Annotated in this window: 16 protein-coding genes and 1 riboswitch; of the genes, 5 read left to right on the top strand and 11 right to left on the bottom strand. The window is 68.1% G+C overall.

Annotated elements, in window-relative coordinates:
• Positions 1-66 precede the first annotated feature (66 nt).
• Positions 67-184: riboswitch (SAM riboswitch) on the bottom strand.
• Positions 185-268: 84 nt separating this feature from the next.
• The 5 genes from trpD to U9R90_RS25810 form a co-directional block, all read right to left on the bottom strand.
• The gene (gene trpD / locus U9R90_RS25790; RefSeq protein WP_411059059.1) at positions 269-1333 is read right to left on the bottom strand and encodes an anthranilate phosphoribosyltransferase; all 1065 of its coding nucleotides are present in this window, start codon (positions 1331-1333) and stop codon (positions 269-271) included.
• Between the two features lie 132 nt (positions 1334-1465).
• On the bottom strand, positions 1466-3094 hold the full coding sequence (locus U9R90_RS25795; protein WP_411059060.1) for a cytochrome b: 1629 nt from the start codon (positions 3092-3094) through the stop codon (positions 1466-1468).
• Positions 3091-4146 (bottom strand): Rieske 2Fe-2S domain-containing protein, encoded by a 1056-nt coding sequence (locus tag U9R90_RS25800; protein ID WP_411059061.1) that lies wholly within the window; start codon positions 4144-4146, stop codon positions 3091-3093. Before U9R90_RS25800 ends, U9R90_RS25795 begins: the two co-directional genes overlap by 4 nt.
• Positions 4143-4955, bottom strand: a complete 813-nt coding sequence (locus U9R90_RS25805; protein ID WP_411059062.1) for a c-type cytochrome — start codon at positions 4953-4955, stop codon at positions 4143-4145. The genes U9R90_RS25800 and U9R90_RS25805 overlap by 4 nt, the downstream gene beginning before the upstream one ends.
• A 65-nt stretch (positions 4956-5020) precedes the next feature.
• Positions 5021-5638: a heme-copper oxidase subunit III gene (locus tag U9R90_RS25810; RefSeq protein WP_411059063.1), complete on the bottom strand. Its 618-nt coding sequence runs from the start codon at positions 5636-5638 to the stop codon at positions 5021-5023.
• Positions 5639-5815: 177 nt separating this feature from the next.
• Between U9R90_RS25810 and U9R90_RS25815 the strand changes: the two genes are divergently transcribed.
• A complete protein-coding gene (locus U9R90_RS25815; protein WP_411059064.1) occupies positions 5816-6217 on the top strand; it encodes a hypothetical protein in 402 nt (133 codons plus the stop codon).
• A 2-nt stretch (positions 6218-6219) separates the two neighbouring features.
• Here U9R90_RS25815 and U9R90_RS25820 read toward each other — a convergent pair whose 3' ends face one another.
• From U9R90_RS25820 to coxB, 4 genes are all read right to left on the bottom strand, one after another.
• Positions 6220-7473 carry an Ig-like domain-containing protein gene (locus tag U9R90_RS25820; protein ID WP_411059065.1) on the bottom strand — a complete coding sequence of 418 codons (1254 nt, stop codon included), beginning with the start codon at positions 7471-7473 and terminating at the stop codon, positions 6220-6222.
• Between the two features lie 143 nt (positions 7474-7616).
• The gene (locus U9R90_RS25825) at positions 7617-8015 is read right to left on the bottom strand and encodes a cytochrome c oxidase subunit 4 (protein ID WP_411059066.1); all 399 of its coding nucleotides are present in this window, start codon (positions 8013-8015) and stop codon (positions 7617-7619) included.
• Positions 8012-9754, bottom strand: a complete 1743-nt coding sequence (gene ctaD, locus U9R90_RS25830; RefSeq protein WP_411059067.1) for a cytochrome c oxidase subunit I — start codon at positions 9752-9754, stop codon at positions 8012-8014. The genes U9R90_RS25825 and ctaD overlap by 4 nt, the downstream gene beginning before the upstream one ends.
• On the bottom strand, positions 9751-10713 hold the full coding sequence (gene coxB, locus U9R90_RS25835) for a cytochrome c oxidase subunit II (RefSeq protein ID WP_411059068.1): 963 nt from the start codon (positions 10711-10713) through the stop codon (positions 9751-9753). Before coxB ends, ctaD begins: the two co-directional genes overlap by 4 nt.
• A gap of 294 nt (positions 10714-11007) precedes the next feature.
• Here coxB and U9R90_RS25840 point away from each other — a divergent pair, with 294 nt between their 5' ends.
• Positions 11008-12387, top strand: coding sequence for a cysteine desulfurase/sulfurtransferase TusA family protein (locus U9R90_RS25840; protein ID WP_411059069.1), 1380 nt, complete (start codon positions 11008-11010; stop codon positions 12385-12387).
• 40 nt (positions 12388-12427) lie between these two features.
• Here U9R90_RS25840 and U9R90_RS25845 read toward each other — a convergent pair whose 3' ends face one another.
• Positions 12428-13402 (bottom strand): carbohydrate kinase family protein, encoded by a 975-nt coding sequence (locus U9R90_RS25845; RefSeq protein WP_411059070.1) that lies wholly within the window; start codon positions 13400-13402, stop codon positions 12428-12430.
• 136 nt (positions 13403-13538) lie between these two features.
• On the opposite strand from U9R90_RS25845, the gene U9R90_RS25850 reads away from it, so the two are divergent.
• The gene (locus U9R90_RS25850) at positions 13539-13739 is read left to right on the top strand and encodes a hypothetical protein (protein ID WP_411059071.1); all 201 of its coding nucleotides are present in this window, start codon (positions 13539-13541) and stop codon (positions 13737-13739) included.
• 116 nt (positions 13740-13855) lie between these two features.
• Positions 13856-15334 (top strand): hypothetical protein, encoded by a 1479-nt coding sequence (locus U9R90_RS25855; RefSeq protein WP_411059072.1) that lies wholly within the window; start codon positions 13856-13858, stop codon positions 15332-15334.
• A gap of 111 nt (positions 15335-15445) precedes the next feature.
• Here the strand turns inward: U9R90_RS25855 and U9R90_RS25860 are convergent, their stop codons facing one another.
• On the bottom strand, positions 15446-15802 hold the full coding sequence (locus tag U9R90_RS25860) for a HesB/IscA family protein (protein WP_205375817.1): 357 nt from the start codon (positions 15800-15802) through the stop codon (positions 15446-15448).
• A 292-nt stretch (positions 15803-16094) separates the two neighbouring features.
• Between U9R90_RS25860 and nadA the strand changes: the two genes are divergently transcribed.
• Entirely contained in the window at positions 16095-17291 is a 1197-nt protein-coding gene (nadA, locus tag U9R90_RS25865; protein ID WP_411059073.1) for a quinolinate synthase NadA, read from the top strand.
• The last annotated feature ends 63 nt before the right edge of the window (positions 17292-17354 follow it).

Genomic DNA, 17354 nt, shown 5'->3' on the forward strand with positions numbered 1-17354 from the left:
AGCCCTATCGCATTCGCTTACTCACGAGACTGCTCCCTTGAGGACCAGGACCCCAGGGTATGCAGGGGTCCGCGCTTGCCGCAGACCTCGCTGCCTGCGGCCTGGTCTTCACCCGGGGCACCCCGCCACGGACGGAGGGTTGCCGGACAGCGGGCCGGGGCCGTAGTCGCTGTCACTCATGACCTGGGCAGCATCTTGCCACACGATCTTGCATACGCAAGGCGCGGTCCAGAATCCGGACCGCGCCTCGCACCACTCCAGGTACGCCTCAGGCGTTGCTGGCCGCCACCCACCGGTCAAGGGCCCGCTTGGCCGCGCCGGAGTCGATCGCCTCCGCCGCCTTGGCCATCGCGGCCCGGATCTGCTCCGGCAGCGGGGCCCCGGTCGGGTCCAGGGCCACCAGGGCCGCCGCCGAGTTGAGCAGTACCGCGTCCCGTACCGGGCCGGTCTCACCGGCCAGCAGCCGCAGCGCCACCTCCGCGTTGTACGAGGCGTCCGCGCCGCGCAGCGCCTCGACCGGTACCAGCTCCAGGCCGACGTCGCGCGGGTCGAAGGCCTCCTCGCGGACCTGGCCGTCCCGGACCACCCACACTCGCGAGGTCGCGGTGGTGGTCAGCTCGTCGAGCCCGTCGTCGCCGCGGAAGACCAGGGCGGACGAGCCGCGTTCGGCCAGCACCCCGGCCATGATCGGCGCCATCCGGGCGTCCGCGACACCGGTCGCCTGGGCCCGCACCCGAGCCGGGTTGGTCAGCGGCCCCAGGAAGTTGAAGGTGGTCCTGATACCCAGCTCCTTGCGCGCCGCGGCCACATGCCGCAGCGCCGGGTGGAACTTCACCGCGAAGCAGAAGGTGACCCCGGCCTCTTCGGCGACCTCGGCAACCCGACGTGGCGTCAACTCCAGGTTGACGCCGAGCTTTTCCAGGACGTCGGACGCGCCGGAGGCAGACGACGCCGCGCGGTTGCCGTGCTTGACGACCTTGGCGCCCGTTCCGGCGACCACGATCGCGGACATGGTGGAGATGTTGACGGTCTTGGCGCCGTCGCCGCCGGTGCCGACGATGTCGACGCTCGGCCCCGGCACCTCGATCACCCTGGCGTGCTCGTACATCGTGCGGACCAGACCGGAGATCTCCTCGACGGTCTCGCCCTTGGCCCGCAGCGCCACCGCGAAGCCGGCGATCTGCGCGTCGGTCGCCTCGCCCCGCATGATGCGGTCCATCGCCCACGCGGTGTCGTCCGCGCTCTGGTCGCGCCCCTCCAGCAGGCCGTTCAGTACGTCGGGCCAGGAACGGCCCGCCGCGGTGTCGCCTCCAGCGGGGTTCACAGCGCTCATGGTCGCTCCTGGTCTCGTACGACGAATGCGGATGCGGCTCAGCCTATCCAAGGGCTGGGACGGCAAAGAGCCCCGTCCATTCGCTGGACGGGGCTCAGAGCCGTGGCGATCAGTGGTGATCAGTTCAGGACATCAGTGGTGGCCGTGGCCACTGGTGATCTCCTCGTACTCCTCGGTGGTCGCCTTGGGGATCTGGTTCCCCTCGGCGAAGTAGCCCTTGGAGAGCTTGGCCCGGAGCTTCTCGGACCCCTTCACCTTGCGCTTCACACCGTTCTCGTCGACCGTCGGGCCGATCTCGGCGGGCTTGTACTGCTCGTGCGCGGTGAGCTTGTGCAGCTGCTCCTGGTCGAGCGGCTCGTGCACCTCGATGAACTCACCGTGCGGCAGCCGCTTGATGATGCCGGTCTCGCGACCGTGCAGCACCTTGTCGCGGTCGCGCCGCTGCAGACCCAGGCAGATCCGCTTGGTGGCGATGAACACCAGGATCGGTCCGGCGATGAAGAAGATCCGCACGAACCAGGTGATCGAGTTGATCGACAGATCGAAGTGGGTGGCCCACAGGTCGTTGCCACCACCGATCAGCATGATGAAGTACGCCGCAATCCAGGCGGCACCGAAGGCGGTACGCGTCGGGGCGTTGCGCGGGCGGTCCAGGATGTGGTGCTCGCGCTTGTCGCCGGTGATCCAGGACTCGATGAACGGGTAGACCGCGATCGCGCCCAGCACCAGCGGGAAGATCATCAGCGGGATGAACACACCCAGGTTGAGCGTGTAGCTGTCCCAGAGGACGATCTCCCAGCCCGGCATGAACCGGATCAGACCCTCGGCGAAGCCCATGTACCAGTCGGGCTGGGCGCCGGTGGACACCATGTCCGGGCGGTACGGGCCAAGGGCCCAGATCGGGTTGATCGAGGCGATCGCCGCGATGGCCGCGATGATGCCGAAGACCAGGAAGAAGAAGCCTCCGGCCTTGGCCATGTAGACCGGCAGCAGCGGCATGCCGACGACGTTCTTGTTGGTCTTTCCGGCACCCGCGAACTGCGTGTGCTTGTGGTAGAAGACCAGGATCAGGTGGGCCACGACCAGGCCGAGCATGATGCCCGGCAGCAACAGGATGTGGATCGAGTAGAACCGGGCGATCATGTCGCCGCCGGGGAACTCGCCGCCGAACAGGAACATCGAGATGTACGTGCCCACGACCGGCATGGACAGGATCGCGCCCTGCGTGAAGCGGACACCGGTGCCGGAGAGCAGGTCGTCCGGGAGCGAGTAGCCGGTGAAACCGGTGAACATGCCGAGGACGAACAGCAGGAAGCCGAACAGCCAGTTGATCTCACGCGGCTTGCGGAACGCACCCGTGAAGAAGACGCGCATCATGTGCACGAACATCGCCGCGAGGAAGATCAGGGCGGCCCAGTGGTGGATCTGCCGGATGAGCAGACCACCGCGGACCTCGAAGCTGATGTCCAGCGTCGAGGCGTAGGCCTCACTCATCAGCACGCCCTGCATCGGGCCGTACGCGCCGTGGTACTCCACCTCGTTCATCGACGGGTGGAAGAACAGCGTCAGGTACACACCCGTGAGGATGATGATGATGAAGCTGTAGAGGGCGATCTCACCCAGCATGAAGGACCAGTGGTCCGGGAAGATCTTCCGCATGTTGGCCTTGGCCAGGCTGTAGATGCCCAGCCGGCCGTCGGCCCAGTCGGCGACCCGCTCGCCCGCCGGTGCCTTGCGCTTGTCGTCAGTTGCGGTACTCATCCGCGCTCCCAGAAGGACGGACCGACGGGCTCTTCGAAGTCGCTGAGCGCCTCGAGGAAGCCCTCATCGTTCACACCGATGCGCAGCTGCGGCAGCGGGTGACCGGCCGGGCCGAAGATGACTCGGGCACCGTCAGTGAGGTCGAAGGTGGACTGGTGGCACGGGCAGAGGACGTGGTGCGTCTGCTGCTCGTACAGGCTGATCGGGCAGCCCACATGGGTGCAGATCTTGGAGTACGCGACGATGCCCTCGTGGCCCCACTCGAGCTCGCGCTTGTCCTTGATGTCCTTCGGCTCCAGCCGGACGATCATCAGGGCGGCCTTGGCGATCTCGTTCAGGAAGTCGTGGTCGTGCTCGTCCATGCCGTCGGGCATGGCGAAGGTCAGCGAACCGACAACGACGTCCTCGGGGCGCAGCGGCTCCTTGGTGTTCATGTTCACCAGCTGCTTGCCCTTGGCCCACTTGGTGTGCCGCAGCTTGTCCTCCGGCAGCGGACCGAGGTCACGCAGCAGGACGACGCCGGAGAGCGGTACCAGGGCGAGAGCGCCGAACATGGTGTTCCGGATCAGCTTGCGCCGCCCGAAGCCGGACTCCGCGGCACCCTGCCGGAAGTCCTCCATGACCTTGGCCTTGACCTCGGGCTCGGCCTCGATGGCGTGCCGCTCGTCGGCGATCTCCACGTCGGACATCAGAGTGCGGGCCCAGTGGACCGCACCCGCGCCGATGCAGAAGAGCGCGAGGCCCAGCGTCAGTCCCAGCGAGAAGTTCAGCGCACTGACCCGGCCGAACGGCCAGATGTACACGATCTTGTCGATCGGGAACGCCACGAACGAGGCGATGAACGCGACCGTGGACAGCATGGACACGGTGAAGAGCAGGGCGACCGTGCGCTCGGAGCGCTTGGCGGCCCGCTCGTCGATGTCCTGGACGCGGTGCTCGTGGGGCGGCAGCCCCGGGTCCGCGAACGGGTTCTTGTCGGCGGGCTTGGCCACGCTCGACTCGGTGGCCTGCTCGTCCGTCAGGCTCGTCTCTGGAATGTCTTGGCTACTCATGACTTCTTGGCCTTTGCGGTCCGCGCGGCGACCCAGACAGCGGTGGCGACCAGGGCGCCGAGACCGAAGATCCAGGCGAAGAGGCCCTCACTGACCGGGCCGAGGCCGCCCAGCTTGAGACCCCCGGGGTTCGCGGTCTTCTCACCGTTGACCGCGTCGAGGTACGCGATGATGTCCTTCTTGGCCTTCTCCGGCATCGTCGAGTCGGGGAAGGACGGCATGTTCTGCGGGCCGGTCAGCATCGCCTCGTAGATGTGCTTCGGGTCGACGCCCTCAAGGCTCGGGGCGTACTTGCCTTCCGTCAGCGCGCCGCCCTCACCGGTGAAGTTGTGGCACTGCGCGCAGTTGTTGCGGAACAGCTCACCACCCTCGCCGATGTCGGCACCGTCCTTGCTGTACTGCTTCGGCTTGGGCACGGAGGGCCCGACGCCCAGCGAGGCGATGTACGCCGAGAGCTGGTCGATCTCGGCCTGGGTGTAGATCTTCTTCTTCTTCGGCACCTGGGCGCCCTGCGAGGTGGCGGCCGGCATGCGGCCGGTGCCCACCTGGAAGTCGACGGCTGCGCTGCCGACGCCCGCCAGGCTCGGTCCGTCGGACCCGCCCTGGCCGTTGGCCCCGTGGCAGCTGGAGCAGCCCACCGAGTAGAGCTTCTTGCCCTCGTCGATGGCGAGGGACTGAGCGGTCTCGTCGGCCTGTGCCTTGTCCGCGGGCGCGAACACGGCGTACAGCCCCCCGGTGGCCGCCAGCGCGAAGAGTAGGACGACGACCGCCGCCAGCGGATGGCGTCGTCGTGCGGAGAGCTTTTTCACGGATTACCCCGGTGTCAGGATCTTCTGCGTCGGTGCTTCTGGACTGTGTCGGACTCAGCGCCCGGTTACTTGATCAGGTAGATCGTGGCGAAGAGGCCGATCCAGACCACATCGACGAAGTGCCAGTAGTAGGACACGACGATGGCGGCCGTTGCCTGATCATGGGTGAACCTCCTGGCCGCGTATGTTCTGCCGAGAACCAGCAGGAAGGCGATGAGGCCTCCCGCCACGTGCAGACCGTGGAAGCCGGTGGTCAGGTAGAACGCCGAGCCGTAGGCGTCGGACGAGAGCGAGAGGCCCTCGTGGACGAGCTCGGTGTACTCGAAGACCTGACCGCCGATGAAGATCGCGCCCATGACGAAGGTCAGGATGAACCACGCCCGGAGCTTCTTCACATCGCCGCGCTCGGCCGCGAAGACACCCATCTGGCAGGTCAGCGAGGACGCCACCAGGATCGCCGTGTTCGTCAGCGCGAACGGGAGGTTCAGCAGGTCGGCCTGACCGGACCAGAAGTCGGCGCCCGTCACCGATCGCAGGGTGAAGTACATCGCGAAGAGGGCCGCGAAGAACATCAGCTCGGAGCTCAACCAGATGATGGTTCCGACGCTGGTGAGGTTCGGTCGATTGACCGTCGGGTGTGCATGCCCGGTATCTACTGTCGTTACTGTCGCCACGACCGACATTATGTCGGTCGCTTATCCCGCCCTCACCCCGGGGGGTGCCGTTCGGAGTGTTCCCGCCCCATGTCCAGCCCGGATGGCCCATCGAAGCCCTGTGCGTACCGGTGTTGACGGGGTGTTTGACGGAGTAGCATCCGCGCATCGGTTCAGATGCGATGTTGTCGACGAAGCGGAGCACCCATGCAGCCCACCGCCACGGTCCTGGTCTACAGCGACGACTCGAACACCCGTGAACAGGTGCGGTTGGCGACGGGCCGCAGGCCGGCCGCGGACGTGCCGCAGGTCGAGTTCATCGAGTGCGCCACGCCTGCCGCGGTCATGAGGGAGCTGGACCGGGGCGGGATCGATGTCTGCGTCCTGGACGGCGAGGCGGTGCCCGCGGGCGGTATGGGGATCTGCCGGCAGATCAAGGACGAGATCTTCCAGAGCCCGCCGGTACTGCTGCTGATCGGCCGCCCGCAGGACGCCTGGCTGGCCACCTGGAGCCGCGCTGAGGCCGCTGTGACGCTGCCGGTGGAACCGGTGGAGTTCGCCGAGGCCCTGGCCGCCCTGCTGCGCACCAGGGCCCTCGCACAGGCCTGAGGTCAGACCTGCGGCCGGAGCCGGGCGGCGTCGGCCGGGCTCTGACCCTCGCGCGTCCCGGCCAGCAGGACGCTGCCCTCGCGCCACTTCTTCCAGCTGATGTTCCAGTCGCCGTAGCCGTTGCCGAAGGTGGGCATCGTCTCGCCGTAGCTGTTGATGGTTCTGACGATGTCCCCCTGGCGCACGGTGTTGTAGAACCAGGCGGCGTTCCCGGTACTCATACCGACGCAGCCGTGGCTGACGTTGGCGTAGCCGTGGGAGCCCGCGGACCAGGGCGCGGCGTGTACGTACTCGCCGCTGTGGGTGACCCGGGTCGCGTAGTAGACCGGCAGGTCGTACGAGTCGGAGCTGCCGGTGGGGATGCCGATGCTGGTGCCCCGCATCCGGACGAAGTACTCCTTTCCCAGGACGACCTTGACGCCGTTTCGGGTGGAATAGCCAGCTTTGCCGGTGGTGACCGGGATCGAGTTGATCTCCTCGCCATTGCGGTAGATCGTCATCCAGTGCGATGAGGCGTTCACCACAGCTTCGATCTTGTCGCCGGTCTTCAGTCGCAGCGGCTTGGTCGCGGTGCCCCTGAGCCGGTCGTCGACCTTGATGCCCGCGAGGCGGGAGGTGGCCTCGATGGTCGCGCCCGCCGGCCAGTACTCCTTGGGCCGGTAGTGCAGGGTCTCGCTGTCCGCCCAGTGCCAGGCACCCTCGACCGCGGGGGTGGAGCGCACGGTCAGGGCGCGCTCCACGACGGCGCGGGCCCGCTTGTCCTTGACCGGGGCGCTGAGCTTCGCCGTGACCGGCTGTCCCACCCCGTACGTGCCCGCCTGCGGGCCGAACTCGACCTTGAGGGCCTTCGCCTTGGCCGCGCCGGTCTGGAACGTCAGCGCCTTGTGGCCAGGCGCGCCGTCGCTGTCCTCGGTGCTGATCTTGACCTCGTACGCGGTGTCCGCGGCCAGCGGTGTGGTGGAGTGCCAGCGCGACCCGTCGGCGGACAGCTCGCCCGCGACATAGCGGCCCGCGGCGTCGGTGGCCGTGACGTCGGTGATGCGCGCGTCCTTGCCCTGCGCGGTCACCTCAAGCGGCTGGTCCGGGTTCGCCTTCTTGTTGCCGACGGGCCCGTTGAAGGCGATCTGCCCGGCCGCGTCATACGGCTTGGACGAGAGCGGATGGCTGTCGGAGCCGCAGGCCGAGGCCCCCGCGCCGCCGGCGACCACCAACAGGGTGCAGCTCAGTATCGTGTGGATTCGCGGTGAGTGGCTCATGATCACACGCTAGGAAGCCGCGTCAATTACGGCGCGCCGAGTGACCCGTATGAGGGGCAAGGGTTACGGCAAACGAGGGGCCCGAACGCTCCTTGACGGAGTGTCCGGGCCCCTCGGGGTCCCGCGGTGTGCTAGCTAGCGGCTCACTGGTTCTGGTTCTCGCCGCGGTAGTACTCGAAGACCCAGCCCCACAGGCCGATCAGGAGCAGCGGGGCGGAGAAGTACAGCAGCCACCAGCCGAAGACGACGCCCATGAAGGCGAACGCGCCACCGACGGCCAGCGCGAGCGGCTGCCAGCTGTGCGGGGAGAAGAACCCCACCTCGCCGGCCTCGTCCGCGATGTCGGCCTCCTTGTCGTCCTGCGCCATCGCGTCGACCCGCCGGGCCGTGAAGGCCAGGTAGAAGCCGATCATGATGCACAGGCCGAAGGCCATGAAGAGCGCCGCGGTGCCGACCGGCTCCTTGGACCACCAGCCGTAGACGCCGGCCATGATGAGGATGAAGACGCTCAGCCAGATGAACATCTTGCCCTGGATCTTCACTTGCCAGCCTCCTTGTCGCCGTCACCGGCGATGGCGCTGCCACCGTGACCGGCGTGCTCAAGCTGGTCGAGCGCGGCGATCTCCGGGTGGTGCAGATCGAACGCCGGGGATTCGGAGCGAATCCGGGGCAGGGTGAGGAAGTTGTGCCGCGGCGGCGGGCAGGACGTGGCCCATTCGAGCGAACGGCCGTAACCCCACGGGTCGTCGACCTCGATCTTCTTGCCGTACCTGGCCGTCTTCCAGACGTTGTACATGAACGGCAGCATCGACAGGCCGAGCAGGAACGAGCTGATCGTGGAGATGGTGTTCAGCGCCGTGAACCCGTCCGCGTCCAGGTAGTCCGCGTAACGCCGCGGCATGCCTTCAGCGCCCAGCCAGTGCTGCACCAGGAACGTGCCGTGGAAGCCCACGAACAGCGTCCAGAAGGTGATCTTGCCGAGCCGCTCGTCCAGCATCTTGCCGGTGAACTTCGGCCACCAGAAGTGGAATCCGGAGAACATCGCGAAGACCACGGTGCCGAAGATGACGTAGTGGAAGTGCGCGACGACGAAGTACGAGTCCGAGACGTGGAAGTCCATCGGGGGCGAGGCCAGGATGACACCGGTCAGACCACCGAAGGTGAAGGTGATCAGGAAGCCGGTGGCCCAGAGCATCGGGTTCTCGAAGGACAGGCTGCCCTTCCACATGGTGCCGATCCAGTTGAAGAACTTCACACCGGTGGGCACCGCGATCAGGAAGGTCATGAAGGAGAAGAACGGCAGCAGCACACCGCCGGTGACGTACATGTGGTGCGCCCACACCGTCACGGACAGACCGGCGATCGCGATGGTCGCACCGATCAGACCCATGTAGCCGAACATCGGCTTACGCGAGAAGACCGGGATGACCTCGGAGATGATGCCGAAGAACGGCAGCGCGATGATGTACACCTCTGGATGGCCGAAGAACCAGAAGAGGTGTTGCCACAGTAGGGCGCCGCCGTTGGCGGCATCGAAGATATGCGCCCCGAACTGTCGGTCCGCCTCCAGGGCGAACAGCGCGGCGGCCAGCACCGGGAAGGCGAGCAGGACCAGCACACCGGTCAGCAGCACGTTCCAGGTGAAGATCGGCATCCGGAACATCGTCATGCCGGGGGCGCGCATGCAGATGATCGTGGTGATGAAGTTGACCGAGCCGAGGATCGTGCCGAAGCCGGAGAAGGCCAGACCCATGATCCACATGTCGGCGCCGACGCCCGGCGAGCGGACCGCGTCCGATAGTGGGGAGTAGGCGAACCAGCCGAAGTCGGCGGCACCCTGCGGGGTGAGGAAGCCGGCCACCGCGATCAGCGAGCCGAAGAGGTACAGCCAGTACGCGAACATGTTCAGCCGCGGGAACGCCACGTCGGGCGCGCCGATCTGCAGCGGCATGATCCAGTTCGCGAAACCGGCGAACAGCGGTGTCGCGAACATCAGCAGCATCACGGTGCCGTGCATCGTGAACGCCTGGTTGAACTGCTCGTTCGACATGATCTGCGTGCCCGGACGGGCCAGCTCGGCGCGCATGAAGAGCGCCATCAGACCGCCGACGCAGAAGAACACGAACGACGTGATCAGGTAGAGCGAGCCGATCGTCTTGTGGTCAGTGCTGGTAAGCCACTTCACCACGACATTGCCGGGCTGCTTGCGCCGTACCGGCAACTCGTCCTCGTACGAGTCGTCGGCTACGGCGGCACCCTGGGGTTCGTTGAGGATGCTCACAGTTGGTTCTTCTCCGCGTTCCTGGCCGGGTCCGTCTGCTCAATGCCCGACGGGATGTAGCCGGTCTGCCCCTTGTCGGCCAGCTCCTTGAGGTGCTGCTGGTAACGCTCCGGGGAGACGACCTTGACGTTGAACAGCATCCGGGAGTGGTCGACGCCGCAGAGCTCGGCGCACTTGCCCATGAAGGTGCCCTCCTTGTTGGGGGTCACCTCGAAGGCGTTGGTGTGGCCCGGGATGACGTCCTGCTTCATCAGGAACGGCACCACCCAGAAGGAGTGGATGACGTCACGAGAGGTCAGGATGAAACGGACCTTCTCGCCCTTGGGCAGCCAGAGCGTCGGCCCCGGGTTGCCGTTCTGCGGGTTCCGCTCGCCGGGCGTGCCGGCCACGAACACACCACCGGCGTTCTCCGGGAAGTCTTCCTTGAACCGGTCCGGGATGGCCGCCAGTTCCTTGCTGGTCTTGGCGTCGCCCTTGTCGGACCCCGGTACGTCCTCGATGTAGTTGAAGCCCCAGCTCCACTGGTAGCCGACCACGTTGATGGTGTGTGCCGGCTTGTCCTCGAGTGCGAGGAGCTTGGCCTCGTCGCGGGCTGTGAAGTAGAACAGCACCGAGACGATGATGAGCGGAACCACGGTGTACAGCGCCTCGATCGGCATGTTGTACCGGGTCTGCGGAGGTACCTCGACCTTGGTGCGGCTGCGCCGGTGGAAGATGACGCTCCACAGGATCAGGCCCCACACCAGGACGCCCGTGGCGAGCGCAGCCGCCCACGAGCCCTGCCAGAGGGACAGAATCCGCGGGGCTTCCTCTGTGACCGGCGTTGGCATACCAAGACGGGGGAAGTCCTTGTATGTGCAACCGGTTGCGGTCGCGAGGATCAGGCCCGCAGTCAGCACCTGCGGCAGCTTCCGCCGCATCGGGCGCCGCGACGAGCGGTCGGAGCCGTTGGGACTCACGTAGCGCCTTCCCGAGAGTCTCGCCCGCTCGACCGGGCTCGTCCGTGTAGCTGGTCGGGCTCCGGCCCGTACACGGGCAGGGGTTTGGATGTTTATGCGGACCAAACCCTACTGGACGCTATTTGGGGTCGCGCGGGGAGGGTCCCCAACGCGCCGTGGCACTCCCCAAAGGGGTGGTTGGATCTTCTGAAGAGCGCCCCTCCGGCCCCCGAATAGCGCCCGCCACCAGGCAACTGACGCCCTCTGATGTGGTCCCGGCCGACCGTCGGTCCCGACCGGGGTTAGCGTGGCCGGGTGCCCTACTTCGACGCCGCGTCCTCCGCCCCACTGCACCCCGTCGCCCGGCAGGCCCTGCAGGCCTCGCTCGACGAGGGATGGGCCGATCCGTCCCGTCTGTACCGCGAGGGGCGGCGGGCCCGACTGCTGCTTGACGCGGCCCGTGAGGCGGCGGCCGACGCGGTGGGCTGCCGCCCCGACGAGCTGGTCTTCACCCCGTCCGGTACGCGTGCGGTGCACTCCGGGATCGCCGGCGCGCTCGCCGGACGTCGGCGTGTCGGATCCCGCCTGGTCGTCTCCGCGGTCGAGCACTCCTCGGTGCTCCATTCGGCTGCGGCCCACCGGGAACAGGGCGGCTCGGTCACCGAGGTGCCGGTGGACCGTACGGGCCGGGTGGCCCCCGCCGCGTATGCCCAGGCGCTGGGCGAGGACACCGCGCTGGCCTGTCTGCAGTCCGCCAACCACGAGGTGGGAACCGAACAACCGATCGCCGAGGTAGCCGCGGCGTGTCAGGTGGCCGGGGTGCCCCTCCTGGTGGACGCGGCCCAGTCGCTGCCGTGGGGTCCGGTGGAAGGCGGCTGGTCGCTGCTCACCGCCAGTGCGCACAAATGGGGCGGACCGGCAGGGGTCGGGCTGCTCGCCGTACGCAAGGGGGTGCGGTTCGCCCCTCAGGGACCCGCCGACGAGCGGGAGTCGGGGCGCGCGCCCGGCTTCGAGAACATCCCGGCGATCGTGGCGGCGGCCGCGGCCCTGCGTGCGGTGCGTGCCGAGGCGGCCCAGGAGGCGCTGCGGCTGCGCGAGTTGACCGAGCGGATCCGGGCCCGGGTGCCCGAGCTGGTGCCGGACTGCGAGGTGGTGGGCGATCCGGAACGGCGGCTGCCGCATCTGCTGACGTTCTCGTGTCTCTATGTCGACGGGGAGACTCTGCTGCACGAGCTGGACGTGGCGGGCTTCTCGGTGTCCTCCGGCTCGTCGTGCACCAGCTCGACGCTGACGCCCAGCCATGTGCTGAAGGCGATGGGGGTGCTCACCGAGGGAAACGTCCGGGTGTCCCTGCCGACCGGCACACCGTCGGACGACGTCGACCGCTTCCTGCGGGTGCTGCCGGAGGCGGTGTCCTCGGTACGGGAGAAGCTGGGCGCGCCGGACGCGGCGGCCGGGCGTACGAAGACGGGGTCGCTGGTCGTCGACTCGCTGGGCAAGCGGTGCCCGATTCCGGTGATCGAGCTGGCCAAGGCGATCGGCGACGTCCCGGTCGGCGGGACGGTGACGGTCCTGTCCGACGACGAGGCGGCGCGGCTCGACATCCCGGCGTGGTGCGAGATGCGGGGTCAGGAGTACGTCGGCGAGGAGCCGGCGGACCGAGGCAGCGCCTATGTGGTCCGCCGGCTCTCGTAGCGCTCTGAGGGCAGGCCCTGTCGCCAGGGGCCCCGATGGCCTAGGCCAGGTGCTCCTTGACCTCGGTCGCGGCCTCGAAGCCGTACGCCTTGGTGAAGCGGTCCATGAAGTGGGCCCGGCGCAGGGTGTACTCCTGGGTGCCCATGGTCTCGATGACCAGGGTGGCGAGCATGCAGCCGACCTGCGCCGCGCGCTCCAGGCCGACGCCCCAGCCGAGGCCGCACAGGAAGCCCGCGCGGAAGGCGTCGCCGACGCCGGTCGGGTCGACCTTGGCCTCCTCCTGCGGGCAGCCGACCTCGATCGCGGGGTCACCGGCGCGCTCGATGCGCACACCGCGCGAGCCGAGCGTGGTGACCCGGTGGCCGACGCGGTCCAGGATCTCCTCGTCGCTCCAGCCGGTCTTGGACTCGATGAGCCCCTTCTCGTACTCGTTGGAGAAGAGGTACGTGGCGCCGTCCAGGAGGGTGCGGATCTCGTCGCCGTTCATCCGCGCGATCTGCTGCGAGAAGTCGGCGGCGAAGGGGATGGAGCGGGTGCGGCACTCCTCGGTGTGGCGCAGCATCGCCTCCGGGTCGTCCGCGCCGATCAGGACGAGGTCCAGGCCGCCGACCCGGTCGGCGACGTTCTTCAGCTCGATGAGGCGGGCCTCGCTCATCGCGCCCGTGTAGAAGGAGCCGATCTGGTTGTGGTCGGCGTCCGTGGTGCAGACGAAGCGGGCGGTGTGCAGCACCTCGGAGATGCGCACGGACGCGGTGTCCACGCCGTGCCGGTCCAGCCAGGCGCGGTACTCGTCGAAGTCGGAGCCGGCGGCGCCGACCAGGATCGGGTTCCCGCCGAGCTGCCCCATGCCGAAGCAGATGTTGGGGCCGACGCCTCCCCTGCGTACGTCGAGGTTGTCCACCAGGAAGGACAGCGAGACCGTGTGCAACTGGTCGGCGACCAGCTGGTCGGCGAAGCGACCAGGGAAGGTCATGAGGTGGTCGGTGGCGATGGAGCCGGTGACAGCGATTCGCACGGCTTTAGTCTCCTGCGGGAGGCAGCGGGGGAGATTGACAGTTCACGCTACCCGGTTTCGGCCGTTGGGTTGAACGGGGGAAACTACCCGATAGTAGACCTTCTGTGCCGGGGCTTGGCCTGCGTACGGTGCAGATATGTCGAAGCACACCGTGATCGTGGAGCCCGTCGACCTCAGCCTCGAGCAGCTGCGCGGAGACTGCGCGCAGATGGCACCTCACTGGAAGGCGTCCGCCGCGACCGCTCCCGCGCCCGTGCCGCCCTCGCTCATCCACGGCGTCGTCGTGCCGCCGCACTCGGCCAGGCTGCTGGACTCCATGTCGGACTACGGGGACTGAACTGGGGGCGCTCAAACGGGAACCGCGCGCTCCCCTGTTCCGTCTCATCGGTGCTCCCCCGTCGGGGGGATGCCGGATACGGCATGAGACGGCAGCACAGGTGAAGGAGCGATGCGGTGAGCACCGAGGGACCCGAGAACGACGACGCACCCGCCCGGCGGCGTATTCCGCTGACCGTCGCCTCGGTGGCGGCCGCGGTGCTGCTGGTCGGCGGCGGCGGGGCGTATCTCGCGACGACCACCTCGGGTGACGGCGGCCGTACGGGCGCCAGTGGGCCGAGTGCCGACGCATCCCCGCCCCCGCTCGACCTGGACGGCCACACGGAGCGCGGTACGGAGCCGGACGCGCCCGGCATCGCGCCTGGTGAGCCGGACCCGAGCGGGACCAGGTACCGGGCGGACGGCAAGCTGCCCGACGGGCCCGACGCGGCCCCGGTGTACCGGGCGCGCGGCGAGGTCACCAAGGACCAGGTGGCGCGGCTGGCGGCGGCCCTGAACGTCAAGGGCACGCCCCGGCTCGACGGCACCGCCTGGAAGGTCGGCCAGGTCAAGGACGGCTCCGGGCACGAGCTGCAGGTGCACAAGCAGGCGCCGGGCAGCTGGACCTACGCGAAGTACTTCTCAAGTGAGGGTGACTGCTCCGGAACCACCCGGTGCGCGCCCGTGGGCGGGAAGGGTCTCGCGAGCATGATCCCCCCGGTGAGCGAGGGGGAGGCGAAGGCCGCGGCCCGGCCGCTGCTGAAGGCGATCGGCCAGGACGACGCCAAGCTCGACGCCCGCCAGACCCAGGGAAGGGTTCGGGTGGTGAACGCCGATCCGGTGATCGGCGGGCTGCCCACGCACGGCTGGGCGACGAGCGTCCAGGTCAGCTCGGAGGGCAAGGTGTTCGGCGCCAACGGGCGGCTGACGGAGCCGGAGAAGGGCGCCACCTATCCCGTACTCGACGCGGACGAGACACTGAAGCGGCTGAACACACCGGCCGCGGGGGCCGAGCGGGGCTCCATCGCCGGGTGCGCGAGCGCCGTACCGCACGACGGTGACGCGGCGCGGAGTGACGGCGAGAAGCAGGCGCCGTGTGAGCCGGGTTCGGACATGCCGGTGCACCCGAAGCCCCCGACCGTGGTCGTGGACGACGCGGTGTTCGGGCTCGCGGCGCACTTCGAGCGGGGGCGGCAGATCCTGGTGCCGTCGTGGCTGTTCGAGGTGAAGCCGGACAGCGTGGAGCAGTCCGTCACGATCACGCATCCCGCGGTGGACCCGGAGTATCTGCAGGCGCCCGCGAAGCCGTCCCCGGAGCCCACGAAGCCCACGGATCCCACAGAGCCCCCGGAGCAGCGGGACTCGGCGGTCGAGTCGTACAGCGCCGACGGCAGGACACTGACCCTGCACTTCTGGGGCGGCGTGTGCTCCACGTACTCCGCGTCGGCCGAGGAGCGCGGTGACCGGGTGGTCGTCAAGATCACCGAGACCACGCAGGATCCGGGCAGGGTCTGCATCATGATCGCCAAGGAGCTCACCGAGACGGTGACCCTGGACAAGCCGCTGGGCGACCGGGAGGTCGTCGACACGAAGGGTGCGACCGTGCCCCGCACGTAGCCCGTACGTCACCAACGCGTGAGCGGCGGCTCCCGGATGATCCGGGAGCGGGCCCCCGCCGCTCACGCGTGGAAGCTCGGTGCTCAGTGCTGAGTACTCAGTGACAGCAGCTCAGCTGAACGAGTCGCCGCAGGCGCAGGAGCCCGTGGCGTTGGGGTTGTCGATCGTGAAGCCCTGCTTCTCGATGGTGTCGACGAAGTCGATGGAGGCGCCGCCCAGGTACGGAGCGCTCATCCGGTCGGTGACGACCTTGACTCCGTCGAAGTCCTTCACGACGTCGCCGTCGAGCGAACGCTCGTCGAAGAAGAGCTGGTAACGCAGGCCGGAGCAGCCACCCGGCTGTACGGCGACGCGCAGCGCCAGGTCGTCGCGGCCTTCCTGGTCGAGCAGGGCCTTGACCTTCCCCGCGGCGGCGTCAGACAGGAGAATGCCGTCGCTGACAGTGGTCTTCTCGTCCGATACGGACATCTGCTTCTCTCCCGGGTTGTTCGGACTGCTTGCCGACGGGTGCAACCGTCGGGGCCGCGGATTCATTCCGGGCCTGGCTGGCCGGATTCGCCGTGCCTCTCGCTGTCCCTTCATGCTCGCACACCCGCGCGGCGGTAGGGGCCGCCCAGTCGACCGGGAATGCGTCACATCGACACGATGGCCATCGTCAATCTGACGTGAAGCAGTTATGATAGATAGCGTCATTTCGACGAGAAGGCTCGTCGGCAGTGCCTCAGCAGTACCTCCGCAGTTTCTCCGTAGAACAGAAAGGGTGCGTGTCGTGACCACCGCCCAATCCCCCGTGGATCTTGGCGTCCAGCCGACGCCTCTCGCCCTGCTGCTGCTCGGCCGCGAGGCCGACCCCAGGAGCGAGCGCGGCGTGGAGTGCCCCGGCGACCTGCCGTCGCCCTCCGACCCGGACCTCGTGGCCCGCGCCCGTGCGGCCAAGGAGAAGCTCGGCGACAAGGTCTTCGTGCTCGGCCACCACTACCAGCGCGACGAGGTCATCCAGTTCGCGGACGTGACCGGTGACTCCTTCAAGCTGGCCAAGGACGCGGCTGCCAGGCCGCAGGCCGAGTACATCGTCTTCTGCGGTGTGCACTTCATGGCCGAGTCCGCGGACATCCTGACCACGGGCGACCAGAAGGTCGTTCTGCCGGACCTCGCGGCCGGCTGCTCGATGGCCGACATGGCCACCGCCGAGCAGGTCGCGGAGTGTTGGGACGTACTGACCGACGCGGGCATAGCCGAGCAGGTGGTGCCCGTCTCGTATATGAACTCCTCCGCCGACATCAAGGCCTTCACCGGCAAGCACGGCGGCACCATCTGCACCTCGTCGAACGCCAAGCGCGCCCTGGACTGGGCCTTCGAGCAGGGCGAGAAGGTCCTCTTCCTGCCGGACCAGCACCTCGGCCGGAACACCGCCGTACGGGACATGGGGATGTCCCTGGACGACTGCGTGCTCTACAACCCGCACAAGCCGAACGGCGGGCTGACCGCCGAGCAGCTGCGGAACGCCAAGATGATCCTGTGGCGCGGCCACTGCTCGGTGCACGGCCGCTTCTCGCTCGACTCGGTCAACGAGGTACGTGAGCGGATTGACGGTGTGAACGTGCTGGTGCACCCCGAGTGCAAGCACGAGGTCGTGGCGGCCGCGGACTACGTGGGCTCCACGGAGTACATCATCAAGACCCTGGAAGCGGCCCCGGCCGGTTCCAAGTGGGCCATCGGCACCGAGCTCAACCTGGTGCGGCGGCTCGCCAACCGCTTCGCCGCCGAGGGCAAGGAGATCTCCTTCCTCGACAAGACGGTCTGCTTCTGCTCGACGATGAACCGCATCGACCTGCCGCACCTGGTGTGGGCCCTGGAGTCGCTGGCCGAGGGGAACCTGGTCAACCAGATCCAGGTCGACGCCGAGACCGAGAGCTTCGCGAAGCTGGCGCTGGAGCGGATGCTGGCGCTCCCGTAGCCCCGCGGCGACGACTGTCACCGCCCTGGGACCGGCCGGTCCCAGGGCGGCTGTGCGTCCGGG

Origin of the sequence: Streptomyces sp. E11-3 (assembly GCF_046540415.1) — a bacterium.
GTDB lineage: Bacteria > Actinomycetota > Actinomycetes > Streptomycetales > Streptomycetaceae > Streptomyces.